At 69.9% G+C, this 18,742-nt stretch carries 14 protein-coding genes; 10 read left to right on the top strand and 4 right to left on the bottom strand.

What is annotated here, in order from left to right; all coding sequences use genetic code 11:
- Window positions 1–50: 50 nt before the first annotated feature.
- The 4 genes from lanKC (ABZZ74_RS42595) to ABZZ74_RS42580 form a co-directional block, all read right to left on the bottom strand.
- A complete protein-coding gene (gene lanKC, locus ABZZ74_RS42595) occupies window positions 51–2,603 on the bottom strand; it encodes a class III lanthionine synthetase LanKC (RefSeq protein ID WP_356949512.1) in 2,553 nt (850 codons plus the stop codon).
- 48 nt (window positions 2,604–2,651) lie between these two features.
- On the bottom strand, window positions 2,652–3,932 hold the full coding sequence (locus ABZZ74_RS42590; protein ID WP_356949511.1) for an MFS transporter: 1,281 nt from the start codon (window positions 3,930–3,932) through the stop codon (window positions 2,652–2,654).
- Between the two features lie 160 nt (window positions 3,933–4,092).
- Complete coding sequence (locus ABZZ74_RS42585; protein ID WP_356949510.1) at window positions 4,093–4,248, bottom strand: hypothetical protein; 156 nt, start codon at window positions 4,246–4,248, stop codon at window positions 4,093–4,095.
- 100 nt (window positions 4,249–4,348) lie between these two features.
- The gene (locus ABZZ74_RS42580; RefSeq protein WP_356949509.1) at window positions 4,349–4,501 is read right to left on the bottom strand and encodes a hypothetical protein; all 153 of its coding nucleotides are present in this window, start codon (window positions 4,499–4,501) and stop codon (window positions 4,349–4,351) included.
- A gap of 321 nt (window positions 4,502–4,822) precedes the next feature.
- Here ABZZ74_RS42580 and ABZZ74_RS42575 point away from each other — a divergent pair, with 321 nt between their 5' ends.
- The 10 genes from ABZZ74_RS42575 (at window position 4,823) to ABZZ74_RS42530 (ending at window position 18,719) form a co-directional block, all read left to right on the top strand.
- Complete coding sequence (locus ABZZ74_RS42575) at window positions 4,823–5,902, top strand: radical SAM protein (RefSeq protein WP_356949508.1); 1,080 nt, start codon at window positions 4,823–4,825, stop codon at window positions 5,900–5,902.
- The gene (locus tag ABZZ74_RS42570; RefSeq protein WP_356949507.1) at window positions 5,899–6,582 is read left to right on the top strand and encodes an iron-containing redox enzyme family protein; all 684 of its coding nucleotides are present in this window, start codon (window positions 5,899–5,901) and stop codon (window positions 6,580–6,582) included. Before ABZZ74_RS42575 ends, ABZZ74_RS42570 begins: the two co-directional genes overlap by 4 nt.
- Window positions 6,579–6,779, top strand: coding sequence for an aroma-sacti cluster domain-containing protein (locus tag ABZZ74_RS42565; RefSeq protein WP_356949506.1), 201 nt, complete (start codon window positions 6,579–6,581; stop codon window positions 6,777–6,779). Before ABZZ74_RS42570 ends, ABZZ74_RS42565 begins: the two co-directional genes overlap by 4 nt.
- A gap of 116 nt (window positions 6,780–6,895) precedes the next feature.
- Window positions 6,896–9,868 (top strand): adenylate/guanylate cyclase domain-containing protein, encoded by a 2,973-nt coding sequence (locus tag ABZZ74_RS42560; RefSeq protein WP_356949505.1) that lies wholly within the window; start codon window positions 6,896–6,898, stop codon window positions 9,866–9,868.
- On the top strand, window positions 9,865–10,674 hold the full coding sequence (locus tag ABZZ74_RS42555) for a S8 family serine peptidase (protein WP_356949504.1): 810 nt from the start codon (window positions 9,865–9,867) through the stop codon (window positions 10,672–10,674). The genes ABZZ74_RS42560 and ABZZ74_RS42555 overlap by 4 nt, the downstream gene beginning before the upstream one ends.
- Before the next feature lie 55 nt (window positions 10,675–10,729).
- On the top strand, window positions 10,730–11,278 hold the full coding sequence (locus ABZZ74_RS42550) for a GAF domain-containing protein (RefSeq protein WP_356949539.1): 549 nt from the start codon (window positions 10,730–10,732) through the stop codon (window positions 11,276–11,278).
- Window positions 11,279–11,430: 152 nt separating this feature from the next.
- Window positions 11,431–14,517 carry an AAA family ATPase gene (locus ABZZ74_RS42545; protein WP_356949503.1) on the top strand — a complete coding sequence of 1,029 codons (3,087 nt, stop codon included), beginning with the start codon at window positions 11,431–11,433 and terminating at the stop codon, window positions 14,515–14,517.
- 360 nt (window positions 14,518–14,877) lie between these two features.
- Entirely contained in the window at window positions 14,878–17,436 is a 2,559-nt protein-coding gene (gene lanKC, locus ABZZ74_RS42540) for a class III lanthionine synthetase LanKC (RefSeq protein WP_356949502.1), read from the top strand.
- Window positions 17,437–17,872: 436 nt separating this feature from the next.
- A complete protein-coding gene (locus ABZZ74_RS42535) occupies window positions 17,873–18,259 on the top strand; it encodes a VOC family protein (RefSeq protein ID WP_356949501.1) in 387 nt (128 codons plus the stop codon).
- Between the two features lie 82 nt (window positions 18,260–18,341).
- Complete coding sequence (locus ABZZ74_RS42530) at window positions 18,342–18,719, top strand: transposase (RefSeq protein WP_356949500.1); 378 nt, start codon at window positions 18,342–18,344, stop codon at window positions 18,717–18,719.
- Window positions 18,720–18,742: the final 23 nt, after the last annotated feature.

Below are 18,742 nucleotides of genomic sequence, written 5' to 3'. Positions count from 1 at the left end.
GGAGCGCTTCCGCTCCGCGCCCGGTGGACCGCGGGTGAGGTCCGCCGCCGTCAGCCGAGGCTGATCGGAAGCAGCCGGCTGAGGTCGCCCTTGCCCTCGAACACGATGTGGAGGGCGAGCAGGATGCCTGCCGAGCCGGTGGCGAGGTCGGCGGAGAGCCGCATCAGACCGGCCCCGGGGAAGAACAGGCCGCCGTCTTTGCGCACCGCGTGCCAGGAGAGCCTGCGGATCGGTTCGAGCGCCTGCTCCTCCTGACCGGGTTCGCTGAGCAGGCTCAGTATCGCGATCAGGCCGGCCCGGCCCTTGAACAGCCCCGGCTCCCGGACGAACTCGGAGGCGCAGACGGGGCGGACGGACGCCGTGAACGTCATGAGGGTGGGATCGTCGGCGTGGGCCAGGTATTCCCGCGCGACGAGCGCCATTCCGCCGCTGCCCCCCTCCAGGTAGGCCAGGTGGCGGTGGCCGTACTTCGCCTGGACGGTCCCGTCGGGCATGGTGACGCAGTGTCCGAGGTCCCATTCCAGGGCAGCCCGCGCCGCTGTCAGATACCGCTGTTCCCCGGTGATTCTGTGGAGCCGGAGCTGGAGCAGGGCAGAACCGCTGAACCCGTCCAGGAGCCCGGCGGTGGACGGCAGCCGGAGGCCGTCGTGCTCTTCCCCACGTAGCAGGCTGTCCAGGCGCTCCGCGGTGCGTGCGGCTTCGTCGAGCAGCGACCCGTCTCCGGTGCGTTCGGCGAAGTGGCAGAGGTTGAGCGCCACCCCGGCCTGGCCACCGAACAGGCCGGGCCGCACCGGGTCGCCGGCCGTTCGGGCGCTCGCCAGCACCTCCAGAGCCTCGTCGGGGCGGCCGAGTTCCTCGAGCACGGCGGCGGCACCGTGCAGTCCGTCGTACAGTCCGTACCCCTTCTGGGGGCGGGCGCGGCGCGCCGACTTCACGAGCCAGTCGACGTACTCGGCCGGAACCGCGGCACCCACCCGATGCAGAGCCAGAAGCACACCGGCCGCGCCATGGGCGAGCGTGTGGCCGCCGGTGTCGAAGACCGACCAGTGGGCCGGGAACAGCCGATCGGCACGGTCCGGGGTCGCGCAGGCGTGGATACCCGCGATGAGCTCATCACGTACTGCGGGCCAGCCGAAGGGCACACGGTCGAAGAGGTCGTCGACCTCGGCAGCCTGCCGGGCGATGGTTGTCCCGGTTTCCTTGATCACCGGCCTGCGCGGGCCCTCTGCAGGAGACAGCCGGAAGCGTTCCCGGACCGTCGCTTCGAGCAGCACGGCCTTGGCCGGATCGAAGTCGGTCATCTCCGTCAGGGGCATGAACATGAACAGCCAGGTCGCCCATAGACCGTACCGATCCGCTTCGGCTCCCGTAGCTCCGGCAGGCGCGGTGAAGCCGGCGGCGCCCACACGCGGGAGATTGCGCTCGGCGAGGTCGGCGGCATACTCGAAGTCCACCAGCACCACGGAGTCGTCGGGGCGCACGATGACATTGCGGGGATGCACGTCGCGGAAGCACACGCCCCGTTCGTGCAAGGCGTCCAGGGCCGCGGCCAGGTTGCCGATCACCGTCGCCACCCAGCCCGCGTAGGTGCGGAAGGCCGCTTCCGACATGTCCCGGCCGGGGAGCGGGTAACGGCTGATCGTCGCTTCCATGAGGGTCGGCCCCTCGACGTACTCCTCGATGAGGAGGTGGTGCTCCCAGACGGTACGCAGTCCGTGGAGGCGGGGAACGCAGTCCAGTCCCTGAAGTCTCATGAGCGCGCGGTACTCGTTGTGCAGCCGTTCAACCGCGTCGCTGCCCGCTCCGTCGAGTCCGCTGAAGGGACGCGCTTCCCGCAGGACGACCTGCTGGCCGGTCTCGCGGTGCTCGGCACGGTAGATGCCGCCCGCGTTGGAGAAGTGCAGAGCCTCCCGGATCACGTACGGGAAACCGTCGTCGCGTGCCTCCCGCCGGGCGACGACATGCGGCTCCAGGACCGGCGGCACCTTCACCCACTCAGGTACATGGAAGACCGGTGCCCGGACATCGGGGACAAGCTCGCCGGACGGGTCCCGCAACGCAGGGGCGGGCACTCCGTCCTCGTCCGGGCACCGCTGCTCCACGAACGCCCCGTATCGGACGTACACCGGGCCCTGGCCGATCCTCAGGTCACTGAGGATGTACGGGCCCGGAAGGCCGTCCAGGGCGATGACCAACTCGCCCAGCATCGCCTCCAGTTGCGTGTCGTCCGACGGATAGACGGTGACGAACTTTCCGCTAGTGCCTCGCGACATGTTCTTGTCGGACATCAGCAGGAGCGCCTGCTCGCTGCGCAGGAACTTGAACGGGACGCCATGGGCCAGGCAGACGGCGGCCGCACGGCCCAGGGTCACCTCCGCCGTCTGCGGAGTCGCCGACAGATGGATCTTCCAGCCCTGGTCGGCCAGTGAGGCCCCGTCCGGAGTCAGGTTGGTCCACAGCCCCTTCACCGAACGGCGCCAGCCCGCCGGAACTTCTTCCTGCGTCAGGGGATAGCGTGTGGCGTCATCCGCCAGGCGGCCGGGCGTCTCGTAGTACACGCGGTCAGCGGTGCCGTACATCAGCGCTATGCGGGGATCTGGCACGGTTTTCTCTCCTACCACGGGTCAAGGTGTGAGTGGGGGCTTGTACGACTACTCGTGGGTCAGTACCGGGCCCGGGGCGTCCGCCGTGCCGGGCGTCGGCTCCCGGCGAACCGACGGGGCCCATGAGATGACCGCGGCGCACATCAGGAACACCCCGCCCAACACGAGATACGTCGTGCCTGCTCCGCAGGCGGCGAGCAGCACGCCTCCTGCCAGCGGGCCGAGTGGCTGCACAATCGAGGAGATGAAGCCGGCGGCGCTCTGCACGCGCCCGACCATGCGCTCCGGGGTGGCCGCCAGCAGAGCGGTCAGGAAGCCGATGCTCGCCATGGACGCGGTGGCGATGGCCAAGGCGCACAACATGCCCACGTACAACGGATTCTGACTTATCGGTAGCAGCAGGGCCGTCCCGGTACAGGCCCAGCAGGTGGCACCGATCAGCCTTCCGGTCCGCAGCGCCGGGGGAACCCTCGGAGCGAGCAGCGACCCCACCAGGGAACCGACCGCGGTGAGCGAGACAATGGTGCCGCCCCCGATGCCGGAACTGCCGTTGTGGGAGGCCGTCGCCAGCGCCACGAACATCAACGAGCTGAAGGCACTGTTCATGCCCAGCCCGAAGACGATCAGTACGGTGCGCAGATAGGGACGGCTCCAGAGGAAGGTCACTCCGGCCACGAACTCCCGCCCGGAGAAGGCCGAACCGGCCCCCGGGCCCGGTGCCGAGCGCGTGCGGACGAAGGCCAGACAACTGGTGGACAACAACAGCCCGACGGCCTCGGCAGCGAACGGCAGCGCCGGGTGCACCGCGTAAAGGGCCCCGCCCGCCATCGGGCCGACAAGCCGCGCGGCGGCGCCCCTGGCCTGCAACCTGGACGAGGCGGCACCGAGCAGTTCGCCGGGTACGATCGCGCGCAGCAGTCCGAGGGCCGCGGGCCCGTACATGCTGTTGATCACGGCTCCGATCCCCGCCACCAGCAGCATCAGAACAAGCGGCGTCCGGCCCAGCAGGACGGCGACTGCCAGCGCCCCGACGACTAGCGTGCTGCCCAGGTCGCAGACCCGCATGAGCCGCCGCCGCTCGACTGTGTCGGCGAGCGCGCCCCCGGGCAACATGGTGACGAGCAGAGCACCGATCGAGACACTGCCCACGGCGCCGGCCTCCACCGGGGAACCGGTCTGGCGCAGCACCAGCAAGGGAAGCGCAATCGAGGACATCTGCGAGCCCAGGGAAGCCAGCAGGCCACTGATCCACAGCAGCCGGAAGTCTCGGATGCCGCTCAGCCTGACGGCACTGCCATGACCGACAGCGCCAGACGACGAGTCATTCAAGAGATCGCCCTCCAAGGGTTGGGCCGCAGGACGGCGAGAGGAAGTCACGCCCCCGGGAGTGGTGGACACGGGCGCGCCCGCTCGCAGGCACCCAGGACATCTCAGGTAGGGGAGGGTGGGCAGCGGGCGCGGGCCGTCTCCGCCCCGCACCCGGCTGTCACTACAATGCGTTGATCTCGCTCAAGTTGCTCAGACACGTCCAGATACCGGCACTGTCGATGCCCTTGCCCAGGCTCTGGTTGTCCAGCACCGAGTGGGCCTCGACCTCCGGGACGTCCTCGACCGTGTCGTCGGTCGGCTCGGTGTTCTCAGCCATGATGATCTCCCGTGACTTCGTGACGGCGGTCAGCTGACCGCGGGTCGGGTGAGCTGGGGCGGCTCCGCCACCGCGGCGAAGCCGCACCACGTCCGAGCTGCTACTTCTCCTCGACGACGCTAACGACGCTGACGCAGGCACTCTCCGACTTGTCCATGTCCTTGCCGAGGCCCTGGTTGTCCAGGACCGAGTGGGCCTCGACCTCCGCGGCGTCCTCGGTCGTGTCGTTGGTCGGCTCGGTGTTCTCAGCCATGACGATCTCCTCACTGTTAGTGAAAACGGTTGGGGCACGGAGCCGGGCGGCGGCTGCCGACCCGACGAGACGAGAAGGTAGGCACGAAGAGTTCGACAACGGCCCGCCATCGGTATGTAAATGATGTTCGCCCAGTTCAAAGGGCATTTGCACGGCGGCCGACGGCGTTTGCTTTCCGGTTGCGGACTTCACGTCGCACTCCGTGAACAGCGGATATACCGGTGCCAGAACGCCCCTCAGCCGGATCAGAACCGCCCGTCCGGACACTTGCGTGAGATGGCCGCACCCGGGCGGCGCACCGAGCGATGGAGAGGGCGGCATATGGAACTGGCCGAACTCATCGCACTCCGGCCGGTGCCCAGCGCCGGTCTGCTCCTGACCCTCACCCGCCGCTGCCCCCTGAGCTGCGCCCACTGCTCGACCTCCTCCACGCTGACCGGCGAGGAGCCCATCGCCGAGCAACTGCTGGGGTTCGTAGGCTCGTTCACCGAGAATGACCGGCCAGAGGCGGTCATGCTGACGGGTGGGGAACCGCTGCTGCGGCCCGGCCTGGTGGACGAACTGGCCTCCCGGATCAGAGCGGCCGGATCGCGCAGTGTGCTGCTGAGCGGGATGTTCTTCGCCAAGAGCGGCCGGATACCGCCGCCGATCATGCGGGCGATCACCTCGGTCGACCACTTCTCGGCGAGCCTGGACGCCTTCCACGAGCGGGAGATACCCCGCGCCGACGTCTTCCGGGCGGTGCGTCAGGTGCTCGACTCGGGCATCCCCGTCAGCTTTCACCTCACCGGCACGGGACCACAGGACCCCTATCTCGCCGACGTGACCGACGCCATCAGACGGGAGTTCGCCGACCAGGTACCCATGCTGGTCAACGAGGTGCGCCCGGTGGGCCGTGCCGCCGCCTGGGCCGCCGCCGCCACGCATCGCCCGGACGACGGCCGGGCACTGCCGTGCGCGATGGCCGCCTGGCCGGTGGTGGCCTTCGACGGCGCCGTGCTGGCCTGCTGCAACCAGCAGACCGTCGACCGCAGGCCTGCCCCGCCGCACCTGCTTCTGGGTCACATCGCCAAGGACGACTGGGCGACCGTGCGCCGCCGTTCACTGTCCTCGCCGGTGCTGCGGATGGTCCGGGCCGTCGGACCCGCCCATCTCTACGGCCGGTACGCCCCCGGGTGCGGTCAATCCGGCTACTGCGCCGGATGCCGGGGCCTGTCCGAGCACCCGGACGTGATCTCCGGTGCCGAGCGGGACGCGTCCGGCCTCGTCGGTGAGCTGCTCGACCTGGAGGCCGCCAGGATGCAGGCCGATGCCGGTCCGGTCGAGCTGCTGCGGCGGTACGGCTGCGCGCCCTACGCCGAGCTGGTGGCGCTGCCCGCCGTAGCGGGAGGCCCCCGGTGAACCGGCTGAGCGCTTCCGCCGCGCTGCGCGTCAAGCTGGACCTCGTCACCCCGGTGCTGCGTTCCGCCACGACGGCACTATGGCAGCCGTGCGGCCTCACCAGCCGCTATGTCGAGTACCTGTACACGATGCACGCACTGATCCGGGCCTCCGTACCGCTGATGGAGCGGGCCGCCCGGCGCTGTACGGAGCTGGCTCCGCGCGATCCGGTCGCCGGCCCGCTCGGCCGGTATCTGGAGCGGCACGCGGAGGAGGAGCGCGGGCACGACGACTGGTTGCTCGAAGACCTCGCCGCGGCCGGAGCCGATCCGACGGAAGCCGCCGACCGGCTGCCCTCCCCCGTGGTCGCCGAGCTGGCCGGAGCGCAGTACTACTGGATCGAACACCACCATCCCGTCGCCCTGCTCGGCTACATCCTGGTCCTGGAGGACAACGCGCCGGCGCCGTGGCTGGCGGACCGGCTCGCCGCCGGAACCGGTCTCCCTCACACCGCGTTCCGTACGGTCCGGGAGCACGCGGACCTGGATTGTGGGCACGTCGCCGCACTGGATGCCCTTCTCGACGCCCTGCCGCTCACCACCGCCCAGCAGGCCCTGGTGGCCGTCAGCGCGCTCCGTACGACCGACGGGGTCACCCGTCTGTTCTCGCACCTTGCGACCACTCCGGGAGGAACTCGATGACCGAAGACCACTCACCGCTCGACCGCCTTCACAGGGCCGGGTTCGCCATCGACGCGCTCACCGAGGAACAGCAGGAAGTCCTCGGCGCCCTCACACCGCAGGAACTGGCGGTCTTGGTGGACATCAAGGGCCGACTGGACGAAGTGGGACCCGAAGTCCAGGCCCACAGCGAGATAGCCGGCGGCGCGCTCTTCTGAGCCGTTCCACGACCACGGAGGACTCCGACATGCCCTGCTCCGAATGCGGGTGCGCGCTACCACTCACCGCCCGATTCTGCCCGTCGTGCGGATCGCCGTGCGCCCCCGCCGCACCCGTGGCCGCGTCGGAGTCCCGCAAGGTGGTGACAGTGCTGTTCTGCGATCTGGTCGGCTCCACCGCGCTGTCCGGAGGCCTCGACCCGGAGACGCTTCGCTCGGTGACGCTGCGCTACTTCGAGTTGATGCGGCGGCAGATCGAGTTCCACGGCGGCACCGTCGAGAAGTTCATCGGGGACGCGGTCATGGCGGTCTTCGGGGTACCGGCCGTGCACGAGGACGACGCGCGACGGGCGCTCGCCGCCGCCCTCGGCATGGTCGCCGCCCTGGACGGACTCAACGCAGAACTCGACGCGACGTTGGGCGTGCGGCTCAACGTCCGCATTGGCGTCAACACCGGCCAGGTCGTGTCCGGTTCCGATTCCTCGGCCCGGCAGGCGCTCGTCTCGGGTGAGACCGTCAACCTCGCCGCCCGCCTGGAGCAGAACGCCGGAGCCGGTCAGATCCTGATCGGCCCTGACACCCTGCTGTCCGCCGGGGCCGGGGTACGTGCCGAGCCGGTGGGGCCCCTGTCGCTCAAGGGCAAGGCCGATCCGGTGCCCGCCTACCGGCTGCTGGGTCTCGGCGAGGACGATCCCGCACTGCTGCGCCGCTTCGACGTGCCCTTTGTCGGACGGCGGTCCGAACTCGCTGCACTGGACGCCGCCTTGGCGGACGTGGCAGAACATCGGGGCGCACAGCGAGTCATGGTCCACGGGGAGGCGGGACAAGGGAAGACCCGGCTGCTGAGGGAGTGGATCCACTCCCGCGCCATCCTGTACGGCGTCGGCCGGTGCCGGCAGTACGGCGATCACGGCAGTCTGAGCCCGCTCGCCGACTCGGTAGCCTCCCTCCTCGCGGAGAACCGCATCGGCGCTCAGAGCGACACGGAAGCACTGCGCGTGCTCTTGGGCGGTCTGCTGCTCGACGGCACACCCAACCCGACGGTGGAGGACACCTGTGCCGCCCTCGTCCACGTCCTGACCGAACTGTCCACGCGGCAGCCGGTGGTGCTGGTGATCGACGACTGCCACTGGGCCGGGCCGCTGCTCCTCGACGTCCTGGACCGGCTGGTCCCGGAGCTGGACCGGGCCGCCGTCCTACTTGTCTGCCTGACCAGGCCCGAGCTGCTGGAGTCGCGGCCCGCGCTGGCGTTCGCCCCGGTCCGGCCGTTGCCTCTGCGGGGGCTGTCGTACGACGAATCGGTGCTCCTGGCCGCCGAGTTGACGGACGTCAGCGCCCACTGGGACACCACGCCGACCCGTCTTCTGGAGCGCGCGAACGGCAATCCCCTGCACCTCGAACAACTGCTGGCCGCGGCCGCCGAGACCGGCTCGCAGGACGAGCTTCCGCCCACGGTGCAGGCCGTGCTGGGCGCGCGGATCGACGCCCTGGACGCGCAGGAGCGCGCGGCCCTGGATCTGGCGTCGGTGATGGGGCGGGAGTTCTCTCCGGATGAGCTGGCACGGCTCTGCGGTGTGCCTGACGGCGTGGGCCCGGTTCTCGCGCGCCTCAGCCGGCGGCGCCTCGTGGAGCCCGGCCGCGAGGGGTCCTACCAGTTCAGCAGTGGCCTGGTGCAGGAAGTGACCTATGAGTGCATGGCGAAGCGGACCAGGGCGGAGGGACACGAGAAGGCCGCCGCCCTGTCCTCGGTAATCGGAGCCGGACCGGCCGCGGTGGGCGGTCACCTGGAACGCGCCTACGGCTACCGCGCCGACCTCGGCCAGTTCGACGACGCCACCGAGACCCTGCGCGTCCGGGCCGCCGACGCGCTCGGCCGGTCCGGAGCTCAGGCACTGGCCCGGTCCGACCTTCCCTGGGCCGACGATCTGCTGGCCCGGTCCGTGGCACTGCGCCGGGCAGGTGAGCCGGACGGAACCCCGGCCACTCGCAGGCTCGGCGAGGTCCGCGCGGCCCTGGGCCGCGCCGATGAGGGTCGAGCGCTGCTCCTGGACGTGCTGGCGACATCGGCGGATCCGGTGGAGAGGGCCCACGCCCGGCTGGCGCTGGCGACGGTGAGCTCCGACGATGCGTCACCTGCCGACGCTGCGGACACGGTCCTGCCGGTGTTCGAGGCGGCAGGCGACGAACTGGGCCAGGCGCGGGCCTGTCTGCGGCTCGCCCAGCAGTGCCAGTCCCAGGGCCGACACGGCAAGGCGGACAACCTGCTCACCCGGGCCCTCGCCCACGCGGTGCGCGCGGACGCGGAGCCCGAACGGGCCGCCGCACTGGGCGCGATCGGCATCTCCCTGTGGCGCGGCCCGGAGCCGGTGCCCGTGGCGATGGCCCGGTGCCGGGCGCTGCTCGCCGAGCACGGCGCCGGGCGGCGTACCGTACGGATGACCCTGAACTGCCCGATGGCCGTCCTGCTCGCCCTGCGGGAAGACTGGGCGGCCGCGCACGAGTGCCTGACCGAGGCGCGACGACTTGCCGAGGAGCTGGGCTACGCCGAGACCCGGATCGTCCTTCCCCTCTTCGCCGCGATGGTCGAAGCGCTGGCGGGACACGGGGATCAGGCCCTCGCCCTGCTCGACACGGCCGCCGCTTCCGCCCGGCGACTCGGCGCGGTCGCGCTGCTGGACAGCATCGCCCTGGAGTCCGCGAGGCTTCTGGTGGACCGCGGTGCGTGGTCAGCGGCCGCCGACGTCCTGAAGCCGCTCGGGCAGGACGGCGAACGCCCGCACGCCGCATCGGTGGAGCTCGACGGCCTGCTGGGCAGGGTAGCCGCCGCCCAGGGCCGTCACGACGAGGCCCTGCGGCTCGCCGCCCGCGCCCTCGACGCGGCCGACCGCACCGACTCCCCGGTGGTACGGGCCGTGGCCGCGCTGGACCAGGCGCACACCTTCCGGCTGCTCGGCATGGACGACCCGGCAGCGGCGTCCGCAGCCCACGCAAAGGCGGTGTTCCACGCCAAGGGCCATCTTCCAGGTGTGCGCTGGGCCGCGGAGGCCGGCCACCGCCCTGCTCCCGACGAACGGAACGAGCACCGATGACGACCGGCACGACAGCGCCACCGACCGGGCTCACCTGGAGCCTGCGGGGAAAGCGGCCCGAGGACATACAGGTGGCGGCCGACGACGTACGCGGCACGACCGCGGAGGCCACCGGCAACGGGGTTCGGGTCTGCGTGGTCGACTCCGGCGTGGAGCGGGACCACCCGGCCGTCGGACGAGTGAACGGCTCCTGGGTGGTCGTCAAGGACGACGAAGGCATCCGGGTCGAGAAGACGGACACCGGGGACACCTGCGGCCACGGAACGGCCTGCGCGAGCATCGTCCGCCGGGTCGCGCCGGACTGCGAGCTGCACAGCGTGCGGGTGCTGGGCGAACGATTCTCCGGTACCGGGGACATCCTGCTCGAAGGGCTGCGCTGGGCCGTCGAGCAGGGCTTCGACGTGGTGAACCTCAGTCTGTCCACCACCAGGACCCGCTTCGCCGAGGAACTGCACGCCCTGGCCGACGAAGCGTACTTCGGCGGCACGGTGATCGTCGCGTCGGCGCACAACACCCCCGTGGAGAGCTTCCCGTGGCGGTTCGCGTCAGTGATCTCGGTCGGCAGCCACGCAGAGGACGACCCCGAACTGCACCTGTACAACCCCCAACCACCGGTGGAGTTCTTCGCCCCCGGCCAGAACGTGGAGGTGGCCTGGCTCGGCGGCAAAACCATCCGATCCACGGGCAACAGCTACGCCACGCCCTACATCACCGGGCTCTGCGCCCGAATCCTCTCGCAAGCACCACGTATAACGCCTTTTCAGCTGAAGAGCGCGCTCTACGCCTCCGCCGCCAACGTCCACTAGCAAAGGTGCCGCCGTGTCCCTAGACGTCCAGCCCGCGAGCACATCCCATGATCCGATGGCGCTCGAACTCCTCCAGTCCGTCGTCGATGTCGCCCGAGCGATCTTCGGCGCCCAGGCCAGCTCCGTCTTCCTGCTCGACGAGGAAGCCGGCGAACTGGTCTTCCAGACGGTATCCGGCCGGGGCGAGGACTTCCTGGTCGGCCGTCGCTTCCCGGCGGCCCGCGGCATCGCCGGCTGGGTAGCGATGTCCGGCGAGCCGATCGTGGTCGACGACCTCGCCACCAGCACGTCCTTCGACCGGTCCCTGGCCCAGTCCACCGAGTACGTGCCGGACGCACTGATGGCGGCCCCGCTGATCCACGGCGACCGGGTGCTCGGCGTGCTGGAAGTACTCGACCCGACCGAACAGGCCCGTTCAAGCCTGTCCGAGCTCGACCTGCTGTCCCTGTTCGCCCGGCAGGCCGCCACCGCGCTGCGGTTCGCCACCTCACGGCCCACCCATACGGACCGCACATCGACGGGTCTCGCACCCCACCGGCGAGCCGCGGCCACCCAGCTGATCCGCGACCTGGAACACCTGCTGCTGGAGGCGCCGGACCGGTGACGGCACGAGTGCCCCCGGCCAACGTCCGTGGAGACCTGCGTAGTTCCACGGAGGCGAACGGGCCACTACCTGGATGATGATCGGTTCTGCCCGGAGGGACGCCGGCGTCGCGAAGACCACCGCTGACACTGGAGCCAGAACTGAGGAGCCCCATGACCGAGCAGAGCCAGCACCAGGCCGGGGCGGGAACGGCGCGGGGGGCGCTGCGGGGCGCGCGCCCCAGACCATTGGTCGGACGGGAACAGGAAATGGCCCTCCTGCGGTCCGCAGTCACCGCCTGCCGGGAGGGCGCCTCCACCGTCATCGAGATCACCGGCGATCCCGGACTCGGCAAGACGAGGCTGCTGTCCGAACTCGCCGACCTGGCGAGGGCCGAGGGACTGGCGGTCCTGTCGGGCCGGGCCTCTGAATTCGAGCAGCAGCGCTCCTTCGGCGTCTTCGCCGACCCCATCCGCTCCTGCCTCGGGCGCCTGACGCAAGCCGAGCAGGGGCCACTCGATGAGGAGATGGGCGTACTGCTGGACCTGGTACTCCCTCACAGCACGGCTTCTCATCCCGGACGTCCCCGATTTCTCGACCTGGAGCGCTACCGGCTGCATCATGCAGTCGGCCGGCTCGTGGCGGATGTCGGCGGAGACCGCGGGATACTGCTCTGTCTCGACGACCTGCACTGGGCCGACGAGGGCTCTGTTGCACTGCTCCACTACCTTCTTCGCCATCCGCCCAGAACCCCTCTGATTCTCGCCTGCGGACACCGCCCCCGGCAGGCGGCGGCGAAACTGCTGGCGTCCTTCCAGTACGCCGCCACCGACTACCGGATGGAGCGCATCCCGCTCTCCCCGCTGGACCGCCAGGCGTGCGAGCGACTGCTCGGCGCCACACACACCGTGGGCCAGCGCGACCGGCTCTACGCGGTCAGCGGCGGCAACCCCCTCTACTTGGAAGTACTGACCCAGCTCACCGCGGACGGCACCGACGCGACCGAGGGGCTGGCCGATCTCCCGGACACCCTGCGGGCGGCTCTGGCGCGCGAGATCGCCCTGCTGACCGAGGAAGAACTCACCGCGCTGCGCGCCGCCACCGTACTGGGCGATCCCTTCGACCCCATGCTGCTGGGCCCGGTGGCCGGTCTGACCACCGGCGCGGCCCTGGAGGCGCTCGATGTCCTGGCGCAGATGGACCTCATCCGGTCCGGCAGCCCCGCCGGTCCCCAGCCGGACGTGCGCCAACTGCTGCAGTTCCGGCATCCGCTGCTGCGTGAGGTGGTGTCGCGGGACACGCCGCCCGGCTGGTGGCTCGCCGCGAATGCTCGAGCCGACGAGGCGCTGCGGGGCAGCGGCGCGAGCCCGGTGGAGCGCGCACCCTACGTCGCGCGCTCGGCGCGGGTCGGGGACCTGGAAGCCGTCCGCATCCTCACCGAGGCGGCCACCCTCACCACCCACTCCACACCGGCGACTGCGGCAGCCTGGCTGCGCGCGGCGCTGCAACTGTCTGTCCCGGACCGCTCCGAGGAGTCGGCCCAGCGCCGGACGGGGATACTGATGGGCCTGGCGAAGGCGTGCGGGATGACCGGCGACCTCACCGCCTGCCTCGACGCCCTCACTCAGGCCCTGGACCTCGTGCCGGCGGACCGACGCGATCAACGCATACCCATCGTCGCGTTCCTGTCGGTGATCGAGCGGATTCTCGGCAGTACCGGGGCGGCGAAACTCGCCCTCACGAACGAGCTCAACGGATGGCCGGAGACCGATACGAGGGCGAATCCGCTCCGGCTACAGCTCGCCACGGTGGGAATGGCCCAAGGTGACTTCGACGAGGCGGACGGACAGCTCAACGCACTCCTCGCCCACACTCCCGCCCCCGTCGACCGCAAGACCCTCACCGCGGTGGCGGCCTGCCGCGCTCTGGGCGCCGCGTACAGCGGGCGCATGGGTCTCCTACGGGCGTACGCCAGCGAAGCCGCGGCCTCGATCGATGTCATGGAGGACGAGGAACTGGCCACCTTCCTCGACGAGGTCGGCCAGCTCGGCTGGGCCGAAGTCCTGGCGGAGCGCCACCACGACGCCATCCGGCACATGACACGCGGTATCCGGATCGCCCGGCTCACCGGGCAGAGCTACATGATGCCGTATCTACTGCTCTGCCAGTCCTACGCGCAGCAGGCGACCGGCAACCTGGAGGAGGGGATAGCGTCGGCGGCGAGCGCCGAGGAAATAGCCCACCAGCTCGACCGACCGGACCTCATCGGTTACGCCCTGACGCTGCGCGCGGCGGCCACCGCCCTGTGGGACGGGCCGGCCGCGGCCGTCGATGCGGCCGAGGGTGCGCTGCGCGCGGTCGGCCGCCGCGGACGCCTGTGGGAGCTGTCCGCCGCCGTGCTCGCCTCCGTCCGCCTCGACCAGGGACAACCTGACGACTGCATCGAACTGCTCCGGACCATCACCGGCACCGACCGGTCGGTGACGACGCACGCGCTCAGAGCCATGTGGTACTCCACGGCCGCTCAGGCCGAGATGGCCCGCGGTGAGGCGGCCGCGGCCATCAACTGGGCGGAGCACGCCGCTCAGGCAGCCGCCGCCGTGGACCTGCCGGGACAGTCGGGCTACGCCGCGCTCGCCATGGCCGTCACCCGGGACGACGATCCGTCCACCGCCGCCGAGCTCTTCTCGACCGCGGCCGAGTCCTTCGCGGTCGGCGGCCTGCCCCTGGCGGAGAGCCGCGCACGGCTTCTGCTCGGCAGGGCGCTCACCGCGGCCCAGCGGCTGGACGACGCCGTCACGGCCGTCGGACGTGCGAAGAAGATCGCCGACGCACACGGGGCGGGTTACCTGAGCACTCTCGCCGTCAACGCCCAGCGTCAGATCGGCGCCCGCCGCCCCCGGGCGGCCCAGGACGCACCACCCTATGGAGTGCTCTCCGAACAGGAGCTCCGCGTCTCCCGGCTGGTGGCCGGTGGCCTGTCCAACCGCGACATCGCATCGAGCCTGTTCGTCTCGGTCAAAACCGTCGAGGCCCACCTCACCCGCATCTTCCGCAAGCTCGGCGTCAGTTCCCGTGCCGCTCTGATCGGCGCCCTGGCGCCCCTGCCCGCTGCGGAACACCAGCGCGACCCCGAGCGGCGCTACGAGGGTTCGCCGTCGCGCGGACTACCGCCCGGAGTCGCTGACGGGGTTTTCCCGCTGGCGTCGGTCAGGGGAACGCCGGCGACCGCGACACGGACACCGAAAACGCGGTCGTGACCGGTCCAGCCGTTGACGAAGCCCCGGTTGCCGCTGATCTGAGCATGCTCAAGCGCCGAGGCCGCGCCCCCGCACACCCGGTGGTTCACCCGCACACCACTCGATAGCACGCTCTCAGCGGATATACCGATCCTGATCCACGAGGCAACCGCAAGCCAACCCACCACCCGCAGACTCCATTGGCAGTCGTCGTGATCCGCAGCCCGTTGTGAACCGCCCGTCGCGGAGGGACGACTCGGTGGCCCCGGACCGACTCGACCGGTGTGAGCCGGTCCTCCGCGGGGACGGACCTGAAGCGGCGGCCGCAGGGTCCGCGGTGGCCGTACCGCCCGGCGCCCAGCGCACTCCAAGGAGAATCCGATGCTCGACACCATCAGTGAGGCCTTCGCCGACGAGCAGTACTACGCCCCTCTCGCCACGATCGCCGACCCCGGACCGCGCTTCGCTCCCACCCGGACACCCTCCGGCTGGCACGGCGCGGACCAGGACATCTGGAGAGTCTGGAGCAGCGGGCAGACCCCACGCGCCGACCAGGGCTGGAAAATCCATGTGTCGGCCCAACTGGAACGCGCCCAGCACATTCTGGATGTGGTCGCGGACATCTGCTTCGCCGAGAGCGTCCCGTTCAAGCATGTCGCCGCCCGGTTCTTCTTCCTTTTCCTGCACCACAAACACGCCCACCGGGCACAGTCGGGGAAGTTCTGCGCGATCTATCCGCCGGACACGCAGACCGCGCGACGGCTCCTGGATCTCCTTTCCGACGCGTTGCACGAGGAGGAGGGGCCCTATGTCCTCTCCGACCGCCGGTACCGGGACTCGCGGACCGTCCACTACCGTTATGGCGCGTTCAGGAGTCGGAGCCGGCTACTGCCCGACGGCACCACAGAAGGGCTCGTCCGCGACGGCTCGGGGCGCGATGTCGTGGACCTGCGCAAGCCCGCCTTCCTGCTTCCCTCGGGCATCAGCGACCCGTTCGTCGCCGAGGGGCCGGCCGGGCACGAGGGTCCGATCCTCATTCGCGACTACGAGATCATCAAAGCGCTGCAACCGAGCAACGCCGGGGGCGCGTACAAGGCGCGGGACACCCGCAGCGGACGCATCGTCTTCATCAAGGAAGCCCGCGCCCACAACGGTCTCATCTGGGACGGCACCAGCGCGCAGGAGCGGCTGGCACACGAACACAACATCCTCTCCATCGTGCACGGAGCCGCTCCCGGGGTGTGCCCTAAGCCGCTGGACCACTTCACGGAGTGGGAGCACGACTTCCTCGTCACCGAGTACATCGCAGGAGAGTCGCTCCGCAGCTGGATCAGTGGCACGTCACCCATCATCAAAGTCGGACGGACGCCTGAGGATTTCGCCGCATACTTCGCCGACTGCCGAAGGATTCTCCGGCATCTGGACGAGTCGCTCGATCGACTGCACGCCCTGGGATTCCGGTTCGGAGACGTCAGCCTCGGAAATGTCATCGTCACACCCTCCGGTGACGCCAGGTTCGTCGACTTCGAGTCCGTGTCAGCGCTGAGCGGGCCTCCCTCCGCCATGGGCACCAAGGGATTCACACCGCCTCCCGAGCTGACCGCCGATAACTCCGATCCGCTCCTGCGGGACCGGTTCGGCATGGCCGCCCTCACTCTCGCACTGCTCGCGCCCTTCCACGAGGTCGCGGAGCGCGCCCCGTCCAACCTGGCACTGCTGCGACGCGATCTCAGCACCTCGGCCCCTCCGCCGGGGGATCTGTGGACGCGGGCGACAGCCTTCTATCAGGCCGCCGAGGACGAATCCGCCGGTCTGGCCGCCCCTTCCGATGTCGACGCCGATCCCCTGGGCTGCCTCGGCCGACTCGCTGAGAAAGTGGCGGTGGGCGTGCTCGACATGTCCGACGTGGGCAGGCCCGACTGGGTCTTCCCGCCGTCGCCCGAGGCCTTCCGCACCAACACCGTGTGTGTGGCTTACGGAACCGCCGGAGTGGTGCACGCCCTGCACCGCGCGGGCCTGCACATTCCGGACGACATCGAGAAGCGGCTGCGCCGTGACGCCCTGGCACATCGGGACCAGCTGCCACCCGGGTTGAGCGTGGGGTCGGCGGGCATCGCCCGGGTCCTGGCCGCGCTCGGCCACCTGGACGAGGCGATCGACCTCGTGGACGGCGCCGACAGACACCCCATCACCGCGTCGTCCACCACCCTGGCCGGCGGACGGGCCGGGGTCGGCCTGACCTGGCTCGCCCTCCACCACATGACCCAGGACAACACCCACCTGGAGCGGGCCGCCACCGCCGGGGATGCGATCCTCAGAACCGGTGACCTGGTGCCGAGGCTCGGCGACCACGATGCCCGCGGACTCTTCCACGGCCGCTCCGGACTGGCCCTCTTCCTCTACTACCTGGCCCGCGACACCGGCGACGCCCGCTACCTCGAAGCGGGCCGACGACTGCTCCACGAGGAACTGGACCGCGCGATCTCCCTGGACGACGGCAGCTACTCCTTCTCGGACAACGCCTTGATCAAGCGTGCCATGCCCTACCTGGCCGTGGGCGCGGCGGGAGTGGGGATGGTCCTGTCCCGGTATGTCGCGACCTCACCGGACGAGCGCTGCGCCACGGCACTGCCGGGGATCGTCGCGGGCACGCGCATGTCCTGCCCGCGGGGAGCGGGGCTGTACACCGGACTCGCCGGACTGGCCTACTCCCTCGCGGATTACGCCGAACTGACCGGGAAGGAGAAAGACCACCAGGACGCCGTCCGGATCGCCACCGGCCTACTGAAGTACGCCATCCCTCACAGCCGGGGTGTCCGCTACCTCGGCGAGGGTGCGCACCGCTTCAGTGCCGACCTGTCGAGCGGCGGGGCCGGGGTACTACTGGCCGTGCAACGTATGCTGCACGGCCCGGGTGACGAGCTGTTCACCTTGGATTAGAAACTACCCCGCCACAAAGAGAAATACTCCCTACATTTCAGAAAGTGCAGGAATCCGCATATGATTCAGATACTGGCCCTCCAAGAACTCGATGCCGACCCCGACACGGCCTTCCCATGCTTCAGCGCCTCTGTGAGCTGGTGGAGCCACGCGACCGAGTAATAGAGCATATGGATGGCGTGAACATCTCGGCCTTCCATAAGTGATTGCCCGCGAGCCGGTTCCTCCAATGGCCTGCAGCTCGTCCTGGTACGGCGGCCACTCCCGGTACGCCGGACCTCATATGCGGTGAATTAACCGAATCCGACTGACGTCCTGTGCAGGCGATCACCCTAAGCAGGGCCGGTGGTTCCGGCAGCGGCCCTGCTTAATTCGCCACGCATTCCTGCACCACACCATCAACTACAGCCAGCCGACACAGAAAGCAGACTGAAACATGTGGGAGACGCCGCTGGGCCTCGTCAGCTTCCGCTATATCGTCGATGACGTCGACGCAACCATCGACTTCTACACCACCCACCTAGGGTTCGAACTGCGCTCGAGCGCCGCCCCCGCCTTCGCCGAGATCACGAAGGGCAGCCTCAGGCTGCTGTTGAGTGGTTCAAGTAGCTCCGCTGGTCGTCCCATGCCTGACGGCCGCCGACCCGAACCAGGCGGCTGGAACCGTATCCACCTGATCATCGATGACATCGCCGCTGAAGTGGAGCGGTTGCGCGCCGCTGGACTAACGTTCCGCAACGACATCATCTCCGGTCCTGGCGGCTCCCAGATCCTGCTAGACGATCCCTCCGGCAACCCCATTGAGCTCTTCCAACCCGCCTAGCCTCAATGCCGGGACTCTGTTGGTGATGTTGGTAAATCGCTGACGGCTGCCTGTGTGCGGTGCTTGGCTGGGAGTGTGCGGGGTGGCGTCGTCGGTGGAGGTGGTCGCGGTGTCGCTGCGGCCGGAGAGTCACCAGCGAATCCCGGCACGGACGGTGCGAACGGCGCGGGCGGCGTGTCCCAAGGGCACCCCGGCCATGCGCATCCGGGACCGGCTGGATGTCCTGTTCGAGGACGCGGAGTTCGCCGGTCTGTACCCGGATGACGGCAGGCCGGGATTGTCGCCGGGGCAGCTCGCGCTGGTGTCGGTGCTGCAGTTCGCGGAGAACCTGTCCGACCGGGCGGCGGCGGACGCGGTCCGCACCCGGATCGACTGGAAGTACGCCCTGGTGCGCCACGAGGCGCCTCCATTCCGAGCGGGGGTGAAAGGACCCCGCCGCTGGCCTGTCGCAGCAGGTTAGTGCAGCTGAGGGCAGCCTGAACG

The sequence above is a fragment of the Streptomyces sp. NPDC006476 genome, assembly GCF_040612015.1.
In the GTDB taxonomy this organism is placed as follows: Bacteria; Actinomycetota; Actinomycetes; order Streptomycetales; family Streptomycetaceae; genus Streptomyces; species Streptomyces griseorubiginosus_B.
The sequence above is the reverse complement of the archived record's forward strand: the minus strand, read 5'-3'. Positions and strand labels throughout refer to the sequence as shown.